Raw genomic sequence first — 18,301 nt, forward strand, 5'->3', positions numbered from 1 at the left:
AACTTCCGTAGTGGCGAGGATTCCACGTACGGTAATCGGCAGCATGACAGTAGAGTGCGAGGTCACCAGGGGGGAGGGGCGGCGTGCCGATCAGGGGCGGTCTGCCGCCGCGCAATCCGCGTTTCGTCGGGCGCGAGGAGCTCCTCTCCGACACGCGCGGACTGCTCGGCAACGGACCGGTCGTGCTGTTGCCATCCGCCGATCACCAACTGGGTGGTACGGGACGTACCCAGCTGGCCGTGGAATACGCCTACCGCTACGCGGACACCTACGACCTCGTCTGGTGGATCCCCGCGGAGCAGACCGCCGGAATGCGGGCCGCGCTGGTCGGGCTCGCGAGTGAGCTGAAGCTTCCCGAGGCCCGCGACATCAACCGTACCCTCGGGGCCGTGCGGGACGCGCTGAGCCGCGGCGAGCCGTACCGCAACTGGCTCGTCGTCTTCGAGAACGCCAACCGGCCCGAGGACATCAAGCCCTACCTGCCCAGCGGCGCCGGCCACGTGCTCGTCACCTCGCGCAATCCGCGGTGGACCTCCGAGGTGGCGCAGGCCGTGCCGGTGCCGGTGTTCGACCGTACGGACAGCGTGGACTTCCTGCGCCGCCGCAACCCGGAGCTGACCGCCGAGGACGCCGAGCGGCTCGCCGCCCACCTCGGTGACGTGCCGATGGCCCTCGACCAGGCCAGCGCGGTCCGCGCGGCGACGGCATGGAGCGTCGACGACTACCTGGAACGCTACGACGCCCGCGCCGGGGAGCTGGCGTTTCCCACCCCGATCCGGGTCGCCTGGGGCCTGGCCGCCGACGGGCTCGCCGAGGCCTCGCCGGCCGCGTTCGAGCTGCTGGAGCTCAGTGCCTTCCTCGCCAGCGCGCCGGTCTCGTGGGAGCTGCTCTGGGCGGCGCGCGGCCTGGTGTCGCGGGAGCTGGCCCACACGATGCGCATCGAGCGGCGGCTCAAGGCCGCGATCCGGCTGATCGGCCGGTACGGCCTGGCCGACCTCGACCCGCCCGGCGAGAGCCTGATCGTGCACCCCATGGTCCGCGGCATGCTGGGTCAGCAGCTCAGCTCGGAGCGGCACGCCGCCCAGCTGCGATCGGTGCGGGCGATGCTCGCCGCCGGGGACCCGGGCGACCCCGACGACCCGACGCACTGGCCGCGGTACGCGGCGCTCATCCCGCATCTGGTCCACTCCGACGTCCTCGGCGGCGAGTCGGAGGAGATCCGCCAGCTCGTCGTCAACTGCGTCCGCTTCCTGTACGCCCGCGGCGACTACGACTCCAGCCGTGACCTCGCCACCCAGGCGGTGGCCCGGTGGCGCGACAGCCTCGGCGAGACCGACGAGCAGACGCTGCTCGCCAGCTTCCACCTGGCGAACGCCCTGCGGGCGGTGGGCCGCACGGCCGACGCCCGGGCCCTGAACGCCCAGACCCTGCGTTCGCAGCGCGAGGTGCTCGGCGAGGACGACGAGATCACCCTGGCGACCGCCAACAGCGTCGGTGCCGACCTGCGGATGCAGGGGCACTTCGGCCAGGCCCGGCAGCTCGACGCGGACAACCTGGTCCGCTACCGGCGGCTGTTCGGCGAGAGTTTCCCGACCGCGCTGCGCTGCGCCAACAACCTCGCGGCGGACCTGCGGCTGCTCGGCGACTTCCGGGGTGCCAGGGTGCTCGACGAGCAGGTGCTGCGGCACCGGCAGATGATCTTCGTGGACGGCCACCCGGAGACGTTGTCGTCGCGGGCCGCTCTGGCGTTCGACCTCTTCGGCCTCGGCGACTACGCGGGCGCGGCGGAGCTGCTCGCCGTCGCCGGCCACTTCGACACGCTGGGCGCCGACCATCCGATGGCGTTGTGGGCCGGGCGGTTCGCGGCGATGGCGGCACGGCGCTCCGGGCGTACCGAAGCCTGGGCCCTGGCCACCACCAACGTGGAGCTCTACCGGCAGAAGTTCGGCGACCTGAACGTCGAGACGCTCGGCGCGATGGTGTCGCTGGCCCACTGTTCCCGCGACGCCGGCGATCTCGACGAGGCGCACCACCTGCTGGAGCGGGCCGTCCTGCGCTACCACGCGGTGCTCGGCGACGAGCATCCGTTCACGGTGGCCGCCGGTGCCAATCTGACCGGCGTGGTGCGCGCCATCGGGCGGCACGCCGAGGCCCGCACCATCGGTGAGGAGGCGCTCGGCGGTCTGCGGCGCAGCGTCGGCCCCGACCATCCGTTCACGCTGAGCTGCGCCAACGGCCTCGCGGCCGACCTGATCGCCACCGGCGAGGCGCAGCGGGCCCGGGAGATCGCCCTCGACACCCTCAGCCGGTCCCGCGCCGTGCGCGGCGCCGATCACCCGGACACCCTGGCGTGCGCGTTCAACGTGGCCCTGGACGCCGGTGACGACGAGTCGGCCCACGCCGTCGTCGAGGAGCTGCAGAAGGTCTACAGCGAGGGCCACCCGATGATGACGCGGGCGCTGTCCGGCGTCCGGCTGGAGACGGAGATCGAGCCCCCGCCTCTCTAGGTCCTGTAGGGCAATCTCAGCCGGCGATGGCCGACTGGCGGGCCAGCAGGTCGGTCAGGTCGCCGGCCGGCATCGGCCGGGCGAAGTGGTAACCCTGAGCCTGGGCGCAGTCGAGCTCGCGCAGCCGGGATGCCTGGTTGGCGTCCTCGACGCCCTCGGCGACCGGCGAGAGCTTGAAGGTGCGGGCGATCTGCAGCACGGCCTCGGCCACCGACGCGCCCGAGTCCTGCATCGCCTGCACGAACGACTTGTCGATCTTCACGACGTCGACTGGCAGGGCGCCGAGGTGGCTCAGCGACGAGAAGCCGGTGCCGAAGTCGTCCAGCGCGATCCGGACCCCGAGGGTCTTCAGCGCGCCCAGCACCCGCGCCGACTCGACCAGGTCGACCAGCGCGACGGACTCGGTCAGCTCCAGCACGAGCAGCTCCGGCGCAAGGCCGGTGCGCTCGAGCACGCTGCGTACCTCTTCGATCAGGTTCGGGTTGCCGAGCTGGCTCGCCGACAGGTTCACGTTGAGCTCGAAGCCCGGATTGTCCTTCTGCCACACGGCGGCCTGCCGGCAGGCTTCCTCCAGCACCCAGCCGCCGAGGCGGGGGAGCAGGCCGAGCGACTCGGCGATGTCGAGGAACGCGATCGGCGGGATCATGCCGCGCTCGGGGTGGTTCCAGCGGATCAGCGCCTCGACGCCGACCGTACGCTCGCCGTCGAGGTCGACGATGGGCTGGTAGTGCACCTCGAACTCGCCAGCCTCCAGGGCGCGGCGCAGGTCCGCCTCCTCGCGGCGGCGGGCCTCGGCCGCGGCGAACTGCGCCGGGTCGAAGCGCCGGGCGATGCCGGTGCCCTCCGCCTTGGCCTGGTCGAGAGCCAGGTCTGCCTCACGCATGACCTCGTCGACGGCCCGGCCGCTGCCACGGGTGATGGCGATGCCCGCGCTGGCCGGCATGGTGAGCACGAAGTCGCCGATGAGCAGCGGCTGTGCGAGGTCCTGCAGGATGCGGTTGGCCACCGTGTCCGCGATCTGGTCGTCGGTCAGGCGGGGCAGCAGGACCACGAACTCGTCGCCGCCGAGGCGGGAAACGGTGTCGTTGGTCCGGACGTTGGCCAGGAGCCGGGAGGCGGCCGTACGCAGCAGCTCGTCGCCGGTGGCGTGGCCGTACGTGTCGTTGATCTCCTTGAACCCGTCCAGGTCGAACAGGACCACGGCGGTCATCGTGTCGTCGGCGTCGGCCAGCGCGTCGGTGGCGTGGTCCAGGAAGAGCTTGCGGTTGCCGAGCTCGGTCAGCGGGTCGCAGGACGCCTGCCGGGCGAGCTGGGCCCGCTGCCGGGTGAGGTCGCGGACCAGGCCTTCGTTGGAGCGCGCGCCGAGGAACTGGCGGGCCAGGATGATCGAGGCGGCCGCGACGGTGAGCCAGGTCAGCGCTTGGCTGATCGCACCGTGCCGGCCGAACCAGAAGCCGGTCATGAGCACCGCGACGGCCACCGGGACGAAGCGCAGCAGCGGCCAGCGACGGGTCAGTCGGATCACTCCGACGCTCACGGCGGCGACGGCGGTCAGCCCGCCGAGAGCACCGGCCACGCCGGCGTCCTCGATCAACGTCGGCCACCCGAGCAGCAGCAGGGCCGCGACAATCATGGCGTCGTCCACGCTGCGACGCACGAGATCCATGGTCTTGCCAGTCCGACTCATGATTCACCTCCCACGGGCAGCTTGATCGGCCCGGGGCCCCGCGACTTTAGGAAAGCCAGCGGATGATCGCCAGCGGATCGGGATCCTCGCCGCGCAACACCTGGTAGGCCGCCGCCGCGATCTCCGGCGCGGCGCTCAGGCCGCTGGTCAGCAGCATCCCGGCCCAGGCGGTCACCTCACCCGGATTCCTTCGGTACGCGCTGAGCGCCGTCGCCTCGTCCCCCCGCACGTACGCGACGTCTCCCGCCGAGCCCTCGAGCGGCAGCCCCCGCAGCAGACGATGGGCCAGGTCGAGTCGCGGACTGGCCTCCAGCGCCCGTCGCGGCGCCCGGCGCAGGATCGGCGTGACCGTGGGCGGCCGCTCGCCCCGCCGCCACGCCCTGGCCAGGGCCGCCTTGTCCGCCGGCTCGACGTGCAGGTGGCGCAGGCGCCAGCGCAGGTGATGGTCCCGGTTGGCGCCCTCGGCGAGGCGCCGCACGTCCGCCGGCACCGGCTCGTCCAGCCACGGCCGCACCTCGGCGCGCAGGGCGCCGACGAACCTTTCGCCGGCCGGGGTCAGGCCCCGCAACCCGTCCGCCGCGGCGGCCACGGCCGCACGCCAGCGGGCGAACTCGAACCGGGCCAGCGGGTCGTCCCGCCCGGTACGCCGGAACCGGGCGACGGTCAGGTACGCGTACGCGCCGTGCAGGATGCCGGAGGCGGGCCGGGGATCGTCGCGCCAGGGCGAGTATCCGAGGGTGTCCGGGGCTTCGAGCAGGTCGAAGAGGTACTGCACCGCGTTGAGGATGCTGTGCTGGGCCTCGTGCAGCAGCCCGACGGCGAAGGCGGCCGGGTCGGCCGGCTCCGACATGGCGACGGCCCCGAAGGCGTCGACGGAGGTGGCGCTGATGCCCCGGGCGGCCGGGTCCGCCCGCACCGGGATCACGCTGTCCAGGACCGCCGCGAGCACCTCGGCGTCGGGCCGCATCCGCTCGACGAGCAGCCGCCACGCCGCGTCGAACGATTCCTGCCAACGGGCGAGCTCGGCCGGGGTGAGCGGGGGCGCGGGCTTCAGTCCCAGCCGTTCCCGCAGCGGGTCGGTGTCCTCCAGGCGCAGCGTGATGCGCAGCCCGTCGTGGTCGCCGGTGAGCCGCCGGCCCGGATCGCGCCGGGGGTGCGGCGTCAGGGCGCGGGCGGCGAGGTCGCTGAGATGGGCCACGCCGGCCTGGTCCGGTGCGGCGCCGGCGCGCAGGGCGGTGAGGCAGCCGACCGCCCAGACGCCGAAGAGGGGCCGCGCCAGCAGCGCGCGGACCTGCCGGGGCGCCGCGCGCTCGGCGGCGGCGAGGGCGGCGAAGTCATCCGTACGCGCCGTCGCGGCGATCTCGCGGAGCAGCAGGAGGTGCCGGCTCAGCCGGGCCCGGCCCAGCTCCTCGAGCGTCGCCCGGTCCGGCCGCCCGGCGCCGAGGGCGGTGAGCGCGGCATCGCTGAGGCGGTGCGGCAGCGCGGCCGACACCGAGGTGAAACCGGTCATGCCTGACTTACCTACAGGGCCGAGTTGAATCCGGCGATCGGCTCACCCGGATGGGCGAGGTCGCCGGCGAGTCGGCGGAGGCAATGCGCGAGGGGGCTTTCGTCCGGCAAGTCCGCTTCGGCGTCGGCCGCGAGTTCGGTCAGCGACAGGCCGGAGACGTCGATCATCGCCGACCGCCACTCCGGTGTCGCACCGATGGTGCTCGTGCGCCCGTCCACGTCCGCCTACCTTCGTTCCGGTGGTGCCACTTGTCGGCATGCAACGATCGATGTGTTGCCGCCACATTACGGCGGTCGTCGGGTCGGGTGATGTCCGGGCGTGTCCGCGACCGGGGTCGCCCAGGTTGCGCCGGCGTGATCTCATAGGACGCCAACACCGGAGAAAGTCGGCAACGGAGGACAAACAGTGCTGGGGCGTAATGCCGGGGAAGCGGGAGAGCGGGTGCAGGAACCCGGCGAGGACGAAGTGATCGACGAGGGCGCCGCCGAGGATGCCCCCGAGTCGCCGGTGATGCCGGCGCCGCCGTTCCCCACCTTCCAGAGCCGGCCGACACTGCCGCACCAGACACCCGGTGTCGGCTTCGAGAGCGGACGGGACAGCCGTGCACGCTGACGAGTCGCGGCCGAGGCTGCCGCGCCGTGGTCCCGCGCCCGCCGTCGAACGGATGGACAACGCCGAGCTGGCCCGCATGATCGAGGCGGAGCACCCCTATCGGGGCAAGGCGCTCTTCGAGCTCTCGGACCGGGTCCCGCACGACGACGATGCCGCGACCAAGGTCGCGATGCTGAGCCGGTTGACCTCGCTGCGCCAGGCGCGGCTCTTCGACCGGGTCTCGCTGGCCTGGTCGGCGATCATCGCGCTGCTGGCGGCGGAGACGCCGCACGCGCGGGCCTCGGCGTACGAAGCGTTCGCCACGCTGGATCCCGAGGAGCAGCGGGACCTGCTGGACTATCTCGAGGTGACCGCCATCGAGGAGGCGCACCCGAGGATCGGGTAGGGGTGGCCGGCGCGGGCCGAGGCCCGCGCCGGCCGCTTTCTCAGGCTTCGACTTTGATGTCCTTACGGAAGGCGACGCGGTCCCGGACCGCTTTCGCGTCCGGCTTGGGATCAGGGAAGAACCACGCGGCGTCCTGGCTGACGTGGTCGCCGGACTCCAGCGTGTAATAGGAGGCCTTGCCCTTCCACGGGCAGACGGTGTGCTTGTCGGAGGGACGCAGCACGTCCTCGCGCACGGAGGTGCGGGGGAAATAGGTGTTGCCCTCGACTACCACGGTGTCGTCGCTCTCGGCGATGATCTCGTCGTTCCAGATGGCCTTCGGCATACTCCGAACGTAGCGCGCCCGTCGCTCCCCGTCTGATATGCGGGGTTTATTCGCCTCCCGGGGGTGAAACGCCGTCGGACAACCGGACATTGCCCGCACCCCGTACGAAGATCTAAGGTCGATCCGCCCAGGACCCCCACCCACGGAAGCGCCCGCCATGATCAGTTCGACCACGCTGCCGGGCGTCCGCGAGCAGGCCCGGCACGCGCTGCTGCTTCTCGGCGTCCCCGCACCCGCCCGGCTCGTCGTGGACGTGCACACCGCGCTGTTCGACGGCGACCTGTCCATGTCCGGTCTCGCCGCCGTGCTGCGCGACGAAGAGCGACACTACGATCCGCACGCGCTCGCCGCGTACCGGATCTGCCCGGCCCTGCACTACGACCTGACGGCGGCCCGCGGGCAGGTGACGCTCTCCGGCTGGTCACCCGCGCGGCGCCTGCTGTCCCCGTCGACGGCCCAGAGCAACGTGCTGACCGCGGTCGTGCGGATCGCCGAGTTCGTCGCCATCCGGGCGCAGGCGAGCCCGGCCGCGCTCGACCTGCTGCGCCGCCTCGCCGACGCCGTTCCCGGCGGGCCCGAGGCGTTCCTCGTGCACGACCCGAGGGCGCTCGCCGACGCCGCCCGGGCCTGCCTGGCCGCCGGATTCGCCGACCAGGAGATCCCCGAGGCGGTCGAACGGCGGTGGGACAGGCTCGACGAACGGCAGCGGCTGTTCGGCGCTAGCCTGCCCCACCAGCGAGGACGCGGGTGACGGCGGCGCTCGACCGGCTGCGCGGCGGCGTGCCCGCCAAACGGCACAACGCCCGGACGATCGCCGCGCTCACCGCCAATCCGGGCTGTTCCCGGCGTGCCGTGCTCGACGCCGCCGGGGTCGACAAGCCGCGCCTGGCCGAGCGCATCGGCTTCCCGGGGAACTTCGGGCAGTCCCGGTTCGCGCTCGCCCGCGGCAACGGCTTCGAGGCGATGCTCAAGAGGGACGACTGCGCGCTGCTGTTGGCGGTGTTGCGCGAGGTGCTCCACCTCCAGGAGCCCAGCTTCTCCTACGACGACCTCGGTGAGGATGACGACGCCACGCTGGGAGCGCGCCACGGGCGTACCCGGGAATTGCTCGCGGCCGCCGCCGGCGCCGCGCTGATCGACCACCCGCTGCTGACCCTCGACGTCGCCGGCCGGCGGGTCTTCCTGGAGCCGGACCTCATCGCCTTCCAGGCCGGCGGCCGCCTGCACGTCGTCGAGATCAAGTCGTTCGCGATCGTCGACGGCCAGGCGGACGGCGCCAAGGTGTCGGCCGCCGCCGTGCAGGCCGCCGTGTACGTCCTCGCGCTGCGCCGCCTGCTCGCCGACCTCGGCCACGACCCCGCGCTGGTCAGTCATGAAGCGGTCCTGGTCTGCCCGCGCGACTTCTCGCTGCGGCCCGCGGCGGCGCTGGTCGACGTCCGCAAGCAGCTGTCGACGCTCACCCGCCAGCTGACCCGGCTCGCCTCGGTCGCCGACCTGGCGGAAGCCCTGCCGGCCGGGCTCACCTTCGACACGTCCCTACCGCCTGATCGGCTGACCGCCGCGCTGAGCCGGATCGAGGCCCGCTACGCGCCCGAGTGCCTGTCGGCGTGCGAGCTGGCGTTCTACTGCCGGCACGAGGCCGCCGGAAGCACAGCCGCGCTGGGGCGGCCCGTGCGAGACGCGCTCGGCGGCGTCGACACGGTCGAGGAAGCGCTGGCGCTGGCGGCCGGCACCCGCACGCCGGCCGAGGACCAGGACGAGGCGGCGGCGCTGCTGCGGGCCGCCGCCCGGCTCCGGGCCGAGGCGCTGGGGTGAGCACGCTGACGGCCCTGGCCCGGGCGCAGGCGTTCGCGACCGGGCGGGCCCAGCCGCTCGCCACCGTGCGCCATCTGCACCTGCACGAACGGCCGCTGGTTCTGATTCCGTACGCGATGGCCGGCGAGGCCAACGCGCCGCTGGCCGCCCTGGTCGGCACCGCCGAGGACGAGCCGGAGCTGCTGGTCGTGGCCCAGCCGCGTAACCGCGACGACCGGTTCGCCTTCGCCGCCCGGCTCGCCGACGTGCTCGTGCCGTACGTGGACTCGTTCGCCGCCGTCGCCGAGCCCGTGCCGGTCGACCGCGGCCGGGACGTGCGCTACCGCTTCACCGACGCGCCGCAGCTGTGGGTGCCGAACCCCGGCGGCGTCGACTTCCTGCGGCTCTTCGGGCGCTCCACCCGCTTCCGCGGCGTCGAGGGGGAGTACGCGGTGCCCGCCTCGGTGCCGCTGCTCGGGCGGTGGCTGACCTTCTTCGCCGCCTCGGCCGAGGTGCCGGGCTCGTCGCTGCTGCTGAACGCCGTACAGGCGCTGTCGTCGCATTGGGCGACCGGGCAGAGCAGCGCCGAGGACGCCCAGCTCGCCGCCCTCATGGCCTGGCTGTGCCCGCCACCGGGACGGACCGTCTTCGAGGCCGCGGCGGCGGCCGAGGATCCGGCGGTGACGCCACCGCCCGGACCCGCGACCGACCCGGCCTTCGACAACCACGTGCTGGCGCCGCTGCTGTCGTCGGCCCAGCCGGACGTCGCCGAGCTCTCCGCGGTGCTGCGCGCCCAGCTGCGGCCCACCTGGACCCTGATGTGGCGCGCGCTCGACCTGCTGCGGCCGCTGCCGAGCGGCTCCCGGGTGCCGGGGCGATGGGACGCCGACCGCGACTCCTACTCGGCCTTCGTGCAGCACCTCGCCGACGGAGGGCCGCCGCAGCCCCGCAGGGACGGCGCCGTCGCGGCGGCCGCCCGGCTCGCCCGCCTGGAGAACGCCGCCGCCCGCTACGCCGTCCAACGCGCCTTCGACGACCCGCTGGTGATGGCCGAGCACCGGCTCACGGGCGCGGCCTTCGCCGGCGAGGTCACCCTGGCCAAGGCCGACCGCGTCGACGACAGCGGCAAGCGGCCGGTGCTGCGCCCCCGCATCATGGTGGCCACCCCCGAGCCGGTACGGGTGGCGCCCGGCGCCGCGCTCACGTCGCCGGCGAGGCCCGCGCAGAAGGCTACGGTCATTGCGGTGACCCCGGTCGGGTCCGGCACCGAGGTGCTGCTCGAGCTGTCCGGCGGCATGGGCCGCAAGCTGGTCGCCGAGCCCGGCAGCGTGCCGGAGGTGGGGGAGCGGCTGCTGCTCACCACGCTCAGCGAGGCGTACCGTCCGGGCGGCGCCTTCCCGGACCCGGACCAGACCCCTTGGACGCACGGCGGCCCGCCCGCCCCACGGGATCCCGACGACGAGGAACTCGACGCGCCGGCGCTCAGGGAGCAGGATCCGTTGCTGTCGTGACCCGCGCTTCACCGGCGAGGGGCAGCCAACGCTCGGCCCAGCGCTTGCGGACCACGTCGAACGCCGCGTCGTCCAGCCCGTACGTCGAGATGATGATCTCCAAGCGCCCGGCCTCGGGGCAGCCGAGCTCCTGGCGGCCGGCGACCACCACGAGGTGACCGTCGGAGTCGACGAGCCACGCGACCCGCCGCCCGGACCGGGCGGCGGTGCCGCCGGCCAGCCTGAGCGCCTGCCGTCCGGTCGCGATGCCGGTCAGGTAGATCGTGCGGCGCGCGCCCTGCGGCTTCTCCTGCAACAGGTGGCGTAACTGGATGAGGAAGGTACGCCAGCCCTCCTCGATCGCGTCGTAGCGGTCGGCGTCTCGGGCGCGCCCGCCGTCGCGCACCGCGCGCACGACGGCGCCGTCGTCGTCGCCGGTGACCTCCAGATAGGACCCGTCGGCCCAGCCCATCCGCTCGGGTGCCAGCAACGTCGCCTCGTCCACGAAGATGTGGCGGATCTCGGCGTCGAGCGCGTCGTAGTCCCATCCGAACCACCGGCGCAGCACGGCCGGCTGGGTGACGGCCTCCCACACCCTGTCCCGGCTGGCGCTGACGGCTATCTCCACGGCGTACGGCTTGGGCGTCTGAGCATCGGTCACGCTCACTATCCTTGCGGTAGTGCCGGGATCACGCCAAGCGACGCTGGTCGATGGCACTCCGGCGGGGCGATGACCGGCGTCCCGCGTCCAATCCCGACCGAAGCGTCCGGATGATCTCGTCGCGGCCGAGTCCGGCCCATGCCCCGGCGGCCCTGAGCTCACGCGTCACCGTCGCCGCGTCCAGCATCCCGGCCCCGACGAGGCGACCCAGTGCGAACGCGGCCCGGTTCAGCGTGTCGTTGCGCGTGCCGACCGCCGCGTGCGCGACCCGGTGGGTCTCCGCTTCGAGCGCCGCGGCGGCATACCGCTCGGGATAGGTGATCATCGTCAGGTCGACGATCGGCGCGGTGCCGCGGCCGTCGGCGCGCAACGGCGGATCGGGCCCGGCGATGAGCTCCCGCAGGGCGTCGGGCGCCGCCGGCGGCCCGGCTCCGGGCCGCACCACCCAGTAGTAGGACGTGCCCCGCGCGTGCCGGGACGGGGGAGCTATCACGTATCCGCCGCGGCCGCGCCAGTCGACGCCCGGCAGCAGGTGCACCCGGTTGCCGAAGCCCGCGGGTCGGAACCAGAAGTGCCACCCGCCGCTGCCGGTGCGGACCTGCGGCCCCGCCGGCAGCTCGCCGCCGAGCAGGTGGCGCAGGGCGTGCCAGCCCTGCGGCGAGTCGACGTCGGCGACGTCCATGACGATTCCGGTGTGCAGCCCGACATTCGCCTCCGGCCAGCGGGTCCACCACTGCGCGATCCGGTGCGGATCGACGCTGGCCTGGTTCAGCCCGTGCCGCAGCCGGGGATGCTTGCCCGGCCGGTCGCAGCCGGAGCGTCCACAGGAGCAGGAACCGTCCCGCGCGGGGGTGTGCACCGGCAGGACGGGGATGCCGTGCCGGGCATACGCGAGGGCGGCGTCGAGCAGCATTAGCACAAATGTACTACTGAGGGCCGCTCAGTGTCGCCAGGACGTGGGCGATGTGGTGCGAGGTGCTCCACGCCATCCAACTCGCCGGGCTTCCGCCGCCGCGAGCGCTGCGGGCTCGCCGGGCGATCTCCGCGTCGCCCCAGGAGAAGCGGGCTCCCGCCGTCGGCCACTGCGGTGAGTCGACGAGGGTGCGGCACAGGTCGTGGCAGCGGTCGTCGCTGCGACCACCGCGCCGGGCCCAGCGATAGATCCACCAGTCACGCTCCGTTGTGTAGCGCAGCGTGGGGAGCTGGCGGTGATTGATGCCGTCGCGGCGTACCGGAGATGTCACTCCGTAGTCCGCGTAGCCGACGCCCGGCTCGCACAGCCGGGACCACATGCGCGCGTCGAGGCGGCCGACCGTGACCGGTTCGTCGGTGGGCAGGTCGTCGAGGTTGGGCGGCATGGCGCCGGCCGCGACGGTGACCGATCGCCACGGCGTCGCCCGGGCCCAGCGCAGCACGTGGCGGGCCCGCTCCTCGAAGCGGTGGGCGTGCGCGGCGCAGGCCGTCTCGGCGAGGTCGATCAGCAGGTCGACCCGATCCGCCTCGAGGCCCGCCGCGGCCAGCATCCGGTCGGTGGTGGCGGTGGCCTCGGCCGCGTTGCGCACGTCGACATGCGGCTGAAGCCGCAGGACCGCCCGCATCAGGTGCATGCGAGCGGCCAGGCCGTTCTCCACGAGGCGGCGACGGCTGTCGCTCGCCCGGAGCACCGGAAGCATCGCCACACCGAGCGCCGCCAGGTCCTCGGCGAGGTCGAGCGGCGGGGAGACGAGCGAGTCCGCCGGGTCCGGCACGGCGCCGAGGTCCACGGCGATCGCGCCGGTGCGCGGCGGAAGCTGGCGGACGAGTTGGAGCAGCCGTTCGCGGGGCGAGGCCTCGATGATGGGGGTGACCCGCCGGGCGGCGGCCGCGTCGAGGTGATGCAGGGCGGCGAACTCGCCCCGCCGGGGTCGCAGGATCGGCCGGTACACACCGTCCTCCACGGCCTTGGCCCCCGTGAATACGGTCATTCACTCAAAGTAGCCGCATCTCGCCCAGCCGGGCCGATGTGCGATCCGTTCCTCACTTCAGGTGAAGTTTGCGCCTAGCGGATTGTCCCGGGGGCCGGCGATACGGTGGTCGCCGTGACCGTGACCTCACGCAACAGTCCCGCCGTCGAGGCGGCCCGGGTCGTCGACGCCGTGCTGCGCGACCTCGCGAACTCGCCGCATCGGGGCATCGTCGTCGACTCGCCGCCCGGCGCGGGCAAGAGCACCCTGGTGGTCAAGGCGGCCGGCGTGCTCGCCGCGTCGGGCACGCCGCTGATGATCGTGGCGCAGACCAATGAGCAGGTGGACGACCTCATCGCCCGGCTCGGCATCGCCTCGCCGGAGCTGGGTGTGGGCCGGCTGTCGGCGGTCGACTACGCCGCGACCGAGCGGGTCCGCGCGCATCCGTCGTGCCGGGTCGCCCCCAAGGTCGCCGACCTCGGCGGGGCTCAGGTGGTCATCGGCACCGCCGCGAAGTGGGCGACGGTCACCGACGGCACGTGGCCCTGGGCCATCGTGGACGAGGCCTACCAGATGCGTTCCGACGCGTTGCTGCGCGTGGCCTCCCGCTTCGAGCGCGCGCTGTTCGTGGGCGACCCCGGCCAGCTCGACCCGTTCTCCACGGTGGAGGTCGACCGCTGGACCGGCCTGTCGTGGGACCCGATGCAGAGCGCCGTGGCCGTCCTGCTGCGGCACAACCCCGAGCTGCCGGTGCATCGCCTGCCGGTGTCGTGGCGGCTCCCGGCGTCGGCGGCGCCCGTGGTCGCGGAGGCCTTCTACCCCTTCACCGGGTTCCGCGCCGGCACCGAGGCGGGCGACCGCGTCCTGACCTTCGACGGGTCGGCCACCTCGGAGCTCGATGAGGTCCTCGACACCGCTGCGGCGACGGGCTGGGGCCTGCACGAGCTGCCGGCGCGCTTCACCGTGCGCACGGATGCCGAGGCGGCCGCCGCGTGCGCGGGTCTGGCCGTCCGCGCCCTGTCCCGCGACGGCCGCACCGTCTCGGAGGCGGGGACGAACCCGCTGACCGCCGAGCGCGTCGCCATCGGGGCGGCGCATCGCGACCAGGTGGCCGCCATCCGCTCGTTCCTGCCCGCGGAGGCGGCCGACGTCACCGTCGACACCGCCAACCGCCTCCAGGGCCGCGAGTACGACCTGACCGTCGTGCTCCACCCGCTCTCCGGCCGGCAGGACGCGACCGCCTTCCACCTGGAGTCGGGGCGGCTGTGCGTGCTGACCTCCCGCCACCGGCACGCGTGCGTGGTGGTGGCCCGGGCCGGCATCGCCGAACTGCTCGACGCGCACCCGTCGACCGAGCCGGTGCAGTTGGGCGTGCCGGTGAAGTTTCCCGATGGTTGGGAGGCCAACCAGGCGATGCTCGCCCATCTCTCGCGGCGCCGGTGATCACCGTCCGTCGAGGATCGCGACGATGTTCGCACCGCCGCAATGCGCTCGAAATATGGGCCCGGTTAACTGTCAAATAGAGGACTGATCCACGAGCTGACATGCAACTTGCACGTGCGGTTCGCCGTGCAAGTTGCATGTTCGCGGGTCACGGACCTGCATCGCCGGTGCCCTTGCAACAGTTTGAACATTCCGCAAGGTTCATTCACGGACGTTTTTGAGATGTCGGCGCGAGACCCTTCCTGTCGATCTCCGGAGATGGAACTCTTCTAGCCAGACGTAGCGCCAGCGACACGGACGGTGGTGGTACCGGATGCGTCCAGACGTTCTTGTCGGTCCCAGCGAGTGGGTGGTCGAGCAGTTCGGTGACAAGGTCGCCGCCGAGCTCTGGACCCGGGTGCCCGAGGCTTTCAGCACGGCCATCGACCGTGAAGTCAACGCACACCCCGCGACGACGCAGACGACGGAACGAGTCCTCGCCAACCCGCGGTGGCCCCTGCCGTACGAAGAACTCGTGCTCTTCCTCGGCACACTTCCCGGCGCTGAGATCATCAGCGTCCCCAAGTCGGTCTATCAGCTCGTGGTCATCAACGGGCACGTCGTCGTTCCCTGGTGCTACGGACAGTCCGCCCGTGACTCCATGCGCGACGCCCAGGTCGGCCGCTCGTTCGGCCGGCTCGCCCGTGAGCTGCTGCGCCGCTTCGGCCCGCCGTGGCGCCGGTCGCAGGCCGAGGCCCCCCTGCCGCTCGACGCCGTCGACGAGCGCGAGGTGGCCAAGATCTGTGCCGCGATCGCCCGGATCGTGCCCACCCCGGAGGTGGTGATCGCCGGCTTCGCCGGCGCGCCGAACCTGGGGCTGCTGCGGGCCTGCCTCGGCGAGCTCAAGTCCACCGACAACGGCGCGCTGCACTGGAGCCACCTCGACGACCTGCCACTCCCGCCGCCGGTGATCCCGCGACCACGCCGCATGCAGTTCCCCTGATCACGGCTTCTCGAAGAGCGCACGGCTTTCAGCGGCGTGCGGCGCGGTCCGTCGCGCCGAGTGAACCGAGCAGTGCGAGCTTCTGTGCGCTCTCGCTCCCCGGTGCCGCCGAATAGACGACGAGCTCCTGACCCGGGGCGCCGCGCACCTCGAAGGCCTGGAAGTCGAGCTCCAGGACGCCGACCGCGCGGTGCTGGAACCGTTTGGCCGCCCGCGTCTTCCCGCGCACCTCGTGCCCGGCCCAGAGCCGGGCGAACAGCGCGCTGGCCGCGCTCAGCTCCGCGACCAGCTCGGCCACAGCTGCGTCGAGGGAGTCGTCGGACTGGGCGATTCGCAGGTTCGCCACGCAGGACTGGGCGGCCCGTTCGTATTCGACGAAGAACTCGCGGCCGACCGGGTCGACGAAGGTCATCCGGGCGAAGTTGTCGACGCTGTCGAAGTCGCGGTAGAGCGCCGACGCGAGCTCGTTGAGCGCCAGCACGTCGAGCGTCCGGTCGATGACCACCGCCGGCGTGTGCGGCCACGAGCCGAGCAGCCTGAGCAACTCAGGGCTGACCCGGCGCGCGGGTCTGGCACGCAGCAACGGCGGCTGCACCCCGGCAAGGCGGAACAGGTGGGCGCGGGCGTCCTCGTCCAGGTCGAGCGCGCGGGCCAGCGCGTCGAGGACGGCGGTCGACGGCCGGTGCTCGCGGCCCTGCTCCAGCCGCCGGTAGTAGTCGACGCTGACCCCGGCCAGCACCGCGATCTCCTCCCGGCGCAGGCCCGGCACCCGCCGCAGCCCGCCTCCCGGCGGCAGTCCGGCCGCCTCGGGACTCACCCGTGCCCGTCTCGCCCTGAGGAACTCGCCCATCTCCGTCGCGCCCACCCGAGCCAGGGTAGGGCCGCGACGCCGCCGGTGGGTGGCCCTGTCAGGGCCACGAACGCGGGGCCTGGCACCGCGCGCCGCACTCGCGCACCGTGATGGGACCGACGAACCAGGGAGGACCTGTGCTCTTCAAGGGCGTGCGCGTCTTTACGCCGAGCGGGACCGTGATCACCGACGTACGGGTGCACGACGGACATGTCACCCGGACCGGTCCGGACGGCGAGGTGGTCGACGGGACCGGCCTGGCCATGGCGGCCGTGGTTCCCCGGCCGGGAGGCCAGGGCGGTCACCAGGTCGGTGCGGTCGAGCCGGGACCGGCCGATCTGCTCGTCGTGCCCGAGCGGGTCATGCCGCGTCCGGGCACCCTGTGGTGGCGGGTGGTGCTGAGCCGTGGCGACGTCCGCGCGCTGCTGACGCGGGGACAGCCGGTGATCTGGAACGGCGAGCCGCTCGACCGTGCGGCGGGCCCGGACCCGGCGTGGACCGGCGTGTGGGTCGACCGTGCCGGCTGGCTGCACCAGGAACTGCGCCCGGACGGCCGCTACGACGAGACCCGGGGCGGGCGCCGGCACGCGTACACGGGCCGCTACTGGGTCGACGGCGACCGCATCGACTACCTCGACGACTCGGGCTTCTACGCCTTCGGAGACGTCATCGGCGAGGAGCTGTTCCACGCCGAATACATCCTCGAGAAAGCTGCCAGCTGATGCTTGACCACATTCGGCGACACGCGGGCGACCGCCGGCGTCGCATCCTGTTCACCGGCGCCACCATCGTCACGATGGACGACGCGCTGGGCGTACTCGACCGGGCCGACCTGCTCGTCGAGGGCGACCGGATCGCCGCGATCGGCACCGACCTGGGCGTCGAGGACGCCATCACGGTCGACGCCTCCGGCGCCATCCTCGCCCCCGGCTTCGTCGACACACACCGCCACGCCTGGCAGGCGCAACTTCGACGGATCATGCCGGACGTCGACGATCTCATGGCGTACGTGACGGACACCCTCGTCTCCTACGCCCCGGCCTACCGCCCCGAGGACATGTACGTCGGCACCAGGCTGGCGGCCCTCACCGCGATCGACAGCGGCATCACCTGCATGCTCGACTTCTCACACAACTCGCGGTCCCGCGAGCACTCCGAGTCCGCGATCCGGGCGCTGCTGGACACCGGCATCCGGGGCGTGCACGCCGGCATGGCCCCGCACTTCGGCGACTGGGACCGGCAGTGGCCGGCCGACCTGACCCGGCTGCGGGAGACGTACTTCGGCGGCAAGGACCAGCTGCTCACGCTGAGGCTGGGAGCGCTGGCCACCGACGAGATCGCCGGACCGGACATCGCGTACGGGCCGTCGCTGGCACGGGTGGCCCGGGAGCTGGGCATCGGCGTCAGCATCGACGCCGTGTTCGGACAGAGCTCCTCCGAGGCGGTGCTGCGCTGGGCCGCCGACGGGCTCCTGGATCCGACCGTCACGCTGATCCACGCCACCGGCCTGACGTCGCGGGCGTGGCGCGCGATCGGCGACACCGGCGCGACCGTGGCCCTGGCGCCCACGTCGGACGCCCAGATCGGTCTCGAGACGGCCATTCCGGCGGTGGACGAGGCGCTGGCCGTGGGCGTACGGCCGGGTCTGAGCATCGATGTCGAGGTCGCCCTCGCCAGCGACATGTTCACCCAGATGCGGGCGCTGCACGCCATCCAGCGGATGCGCGCGGTCAACGCCGGGTACGGCACCGACCGGCAACCGCGGCGCGTCACCACCCACGACGTGCTCGACTTCGCGACCCGCCAGGGCGCACACACCAACGGGCTGGGCGACGTCACCGGCACGCTGACCGTGGGCAAGAAGGCCGACCTGCAGGTCATCCGCGCCGACGACCTCAACAACCTGCCGCTGAACGACCCGATCGGCACCGTCGTCCTGGGCGCCGACGCCCGCAACATCAGCGCGGTCCTCATCGACGGCGAGCCCCGCAAGTGGGATGGCAAGGTGCTCGACGTCAACCTCGTCGCGCTCCGCGCCGAGGTCGAGGAGTCCCGCGCCCACATCCTGCGGACCGCGGCGGCACGGGGTGCGGCGGCGCACATCGGATAGTC

The 18,301-nt window shown here is 73.0% G+C and carries 18 protein-coding genes; 10 read left to right on the plus strand and 8 right to left on the minus strand.

Going from position 1 to position 18,301, the window contains the following annotated elements:
• Positions 1 to 83 precede the first annotated feature (83 nt).
• Positions 84 to 2,507 (plus strand): FxSxx-COOH system tetratricopeptide repeat protein, encoded by a 2,424-nt coding sequence (gene fxsT, locus AB0M36_RS15190; protein WP_364157172.1) that lies wholly within the window; start codon positions 84 to 86, stop codon positions 2,505 to 2,507.
• 16 nt (positions 2,508 to 2,523) lie between these two features.
• Here fxsT and AB0M36_RS15195 read toward each other — a convergent pair whose 3' ends face one another.
• The 3 genes from AB0M36_RS15195 to fxsA are packed head-to-tail and all read right to left on the minus strand — an operon-like array spanning position 2,524 to position 5,922.
• A complete protein-coding gene (locus tag AB0M36_RS15195; RefSeq protein ID WP_364157175.1) occupies positions 2,524 to 4,194 on the minus strand; it encodes a bifunctional diguanylate cyclase/phosphodiesterase in 1,671 nt (556 codons plus the stop codon).
• A 46-nt stretch (positions 4,195 to 4,240) separates the two neighbouring features.
• Complete coding sequence (locus AB0M36_RS15200) at positions 4,241 to 5,704, minus strand: HEXXH motif-containing putative peptide modification protein (protein WP_364157178.1); 1,464 nt, start codon at positions 5,702 to 5,704, stop codon at positions 4,241 to 4,243.
• A gap of 11 nt (positions 5,705 to 5,715) precedes the next feature.
• Complete coding sequence (gene fxsA, locus AB0M36_RS15205; protein WP_364157181.1) at positions 5,716 to 5,922, minus strand: FxSxx-COOH cyclophane-containing RiPP peptide; 207 nt, start codon at positions 5,920 to 5,922, stop codon at positions 5,716 to 5,718.
• A gap of 187 nt (positions 5,923 to 6,109) precedes the next feature.
• Between fxsA and AB0M36_RS15210 the strand changes: the two genes are divergently transcribed.
• Entirely contained in the window at positions 6,110 to 6,316 is a 207-nt protein-coding gene (locus AB0M36_RS15210) for a hypothetical protein (protein ID WP_364157183.1), read from the plus strand.
• A 52-nt stretch (positions 6,317 to 6,368) separates the two neighbouring features.
• Positions 6,369 to 6,701: a hypothetical protein gene (locus AB0M36_RS15215; protein WP_364157186.1), complete on the plus strand. Its 333-nt coding sequence runs from the start codon at positions 6,369 to 6,371 to the stop codon at positions 6,699 to 6,701.
• A gap of 40 nt (positions 6,702 to 6,741) precedes the next feature.
• Here the strand turns inward: AB0M36_RS15215 and AB0M36_RS15220 are convergent, their stop codons facing one another.
• On the minus strand, positions 6,742 to 7,026 hold the full coding sequence (locus AB0M36_RS15220; protein WP_364157188.1) for a DUF427 domain-containing protein: 285 nt from the start codon (positions 7,024 to 7,026) through the stop codon (positions 6,742 to 6,744).
• 157 nt (positions 7,027 to 7,183) lie between these two features.
• On the opposite strand from AB0M36_RS15220, the gene AB0M36_RS15225 reads away from it, so the two are divergent.
• The 3 genes from AB0M36_RS15225 to AB0M36_RS15235 are packed head-to-tail and all read left to right on the plus strand — an operon-like array spanning position 7,184 to position 10,331.
• On the plus strand, positions 7,184 to 7,777 hold the full coding sequence (locus AB0M36_RS15225; protein ID WP_364157191.1) for a hypothetical protein: 594 nt from the start codon (positions 7,184 to 7,186) through the stop codon (positions 7,775 to 7,777).
• Positions 7,774 to 8,841 (plus strand): hypothetical protein, encoded by a 1,068-nt coding sequence (locus AB0M36_RS15230; protein WP_364157193.1) that lies wholly within the window; start codon positions 7,774 to 7,776, stop codon positions 8,839 to 8,841. Before AB0M36_RS15225 ends, AB0M36_RS15230 begins: the two co-directional genes overlap by 4 nt.
• Positions 8,838 to 10,331: a hypothetical protein gene (locus tag AB0M36_RS15235; protein WP_364157195.1), complete on the plus strand. Its 1,494-nt coding sequence runs from the start codon at positions 8,838 to 8,840 to the stop codon at positions 10,329 to 10,331. Before AB0M36_RS15230 ends, AB0M36_RS15235 begins: the two co-directional genes overlap by 4 nt.
• Here the strand turns inward: AB0M36_RS15235 and AB0M36_RS15240 are convergent.
• From AB0M36_RS15240 to AB0M36_RS15250, 3 genes are read right to left on the minus strand one after another with little or no spacing between them, the layout of a single operon-like run.
• On the minus strand, positions 10,303 to 10,971 hold the full coding sequence (locus AB0M36_RS15240; protein ID WP_364157198.1) for an activator of HSP90 ATPase: 669 nt from the start codon (positions 10,969 to 10,971) through the stop codon (positions 10,303 to 10,305). The two genes, AB0M36_RS15235 and AB0M36_RS15240, sit on opposite strands and share 29 nt — an antisense overlap.
• Before the next feature lie 28 nt (positions 10,972 to 10,999).
• The gene (locus AB0M36_RS15245; protein ID WP_364157200.1) at positions 11,000 to 11,884 is read right to left on the minus strand and encodes a bifunctional DNA primase/polymerase; all 885 of its coding nucleotides are present in this window, start codon (positions 11,882 to 11,884) and stop codon (positions 11,000 to 11,002) included.
• A gap of 13 nt (positions 11,885 to 11,897) precedes the next feature.
• On the minus strand, positions 11,898 to 12,935 hold the full coding sequence (locus AB0M36_RS15250) for a beta family protein (RefSeq protein ID WP_364157203.1): 1,038 nt from the start codon (positions 12,933 to 12,935) through the stop codon (positions 11,898 to 11,900).
• 105 nt (positions 12,936 to 13,040) lie between these two features.
• On the opposite strand from AB0M36_RS15250, the gene AB0M36_RS15255 reads away from it, so the two are divergent.
• Both AB0M36_RS15255 and AB0M36_RS15260 read left to right on the plus strand, forming a co-directional pair.
• The gene (locus tag AB0M36_RS15255) at positions 13,041 to 14,357 is read left to right on the plus strand and encodes an AAA family ATPase (RefSeq protein ID WP_364157206.1); all 1,317 of its coding nucleotides are present in this window, start codon (positions 13,041 to 13,043) and stop codon (positions 14,355 to 14,357) included.
• A 313-nt stretch (positions 14,358 to 14,670) separates the two neighbouring features.
• The gene (locus AB0M36_RS15260) at positions 14,671 to 15,339 is read left to right on the plus strand and encodes a hypothetical protein (RefSeq protein ID WP_364157209.1); all 669 of its coding nucleotides are present in this window, start codon (positions 14,671 to 14,673) and stop codon (positions 15,337 to 15,339) included.
• Between the two features lie 28 nt (positions 15,340 to 15,367).
• Here AB0M36_RS15260 and AB0M36_RS15265 read toward each other — a convergent pair whose 3' ends face one another.
• The gene (locus AB0M36_RS15265) at positions 15,368 to 16,204 is read right to left on the minus strand and encodes a helix-turn-helix transcriptional regulator (protein ID WP_364157212.1); all 837 of its coding nucleotides are present in this window, start codon (positions 16,202 to 16,204) and stop codon (positions 15,368 to 15,370) included.
• Between the two features lie 122 nt (positions 16,205 to 16,326).
• Between AB0M36_RS15265 and AB0M36_RS15270 the strand changes: the two genes are divergently transcribed.
• Both AB0M36_RS15270 and AB0M36_RS15275 read left to right on the plus strand, forming a co-directional pair.
• On the plus strand, positions 16,327 to 16,911 hold the full coding sequence (locus tag AB0M36_RS15270) for an Atu4866 domain-containing protein (RefSeq protein ID WP_364157213.1): 585 nt from the start codon (positions 16,327 to 16,329) through the stop codon (positions 16,909 to 16,911).
• Positions 16,911 to 18,299: an amidohydrolase family protein gene (locus tag AB0M36_RS15275; protein WP_364157216.1), complete on the plus strand. Its 1,389-nt coding sequence runs from the start codon at positions 16,911 to 16,913 to the stop codon at positions 18,297 to 18,299. The genes AB0M36_RS15270 and AB0M36_RS15275 overlap by 1 nt, the downstream gene beginning before the upstream one ends.
• Positions 18,300 to 18,301 lie beyond the last annotated feature (2 nt).

Origin of the sequence: Actinoplanes sp. NPDC051346, from assembly GCF_040682215.1 — a bacterium.
Lineage (GTDB): Bacteria > Actinomycetota > Actinomycetes > Mycobacteriales > Micromonosporaceae > Actinoplanes.

Coding starts and splice junctions, on each gene's coding strand:
- AB0M36_RS15275 (WP_364157216.1), top strand. CDS start 16,911: ATGCTTGACCACATTCGGCGACACGCGGGCGACCGCCGGCGTCGCATC.
- AB0M36_RS15260 (WP_364157209.1), top strand. CDS start 14,671: ATGCGTCCAGACGTTCTTGTCGGTCCCAGCGAGTGGGTGGTCGAGCAG.
- AB0M36_RS15250 (WP_364157203.1), bottom strand. CDS start 12,935: ATGACCGTATTCACGGGGGCCAAGGCCGTGGAGGACGGTGTGTACCGG.
- AB0M36_RS15195 (WP_364157175.1), bottom strand. CDS start 4,194: ATGAGTCGGACTGGCAAGACCATGGATCTCGTGCGTCGCAGCGTGGAC.
- AB0M36_RS15220 (WP_364157188.1), bottom strand. CDS start 7,026: ATGCCGAAGGCCATCTGGAACGACGAGATCATCGCCGAGAGCGACGAC.
- AB0M36_RS15225 (WP_364157191.1), top strand. CDS start 7,184: ATGATCAGTTCGACCACGCTGCCGGGCGTCCGCGAGCAGGCCCGGCAC.
- AB0M36_RS15200 (WP_364157178.1), bottom strand. CDS start 5,704: ATGACCGGTTTCACCTCGGTGTCGGCCGCGCTGCCGCACCGCCTCAGC.
- AB0M36_RS15245 (WP_364157200.1), bottom strand. CDS start 11,884: ATGCTGCTCGACGCCGCCCTCGCGTATGCCCGGCACGGCATCCCCGTC.
- AB0M36_RS15215 (WP_364157186.1), top strand. CDS start 6,369: ATGGACAACGCCGAGCTGGCCCGCATGATCGAGGCGGAGCACCCCTAT.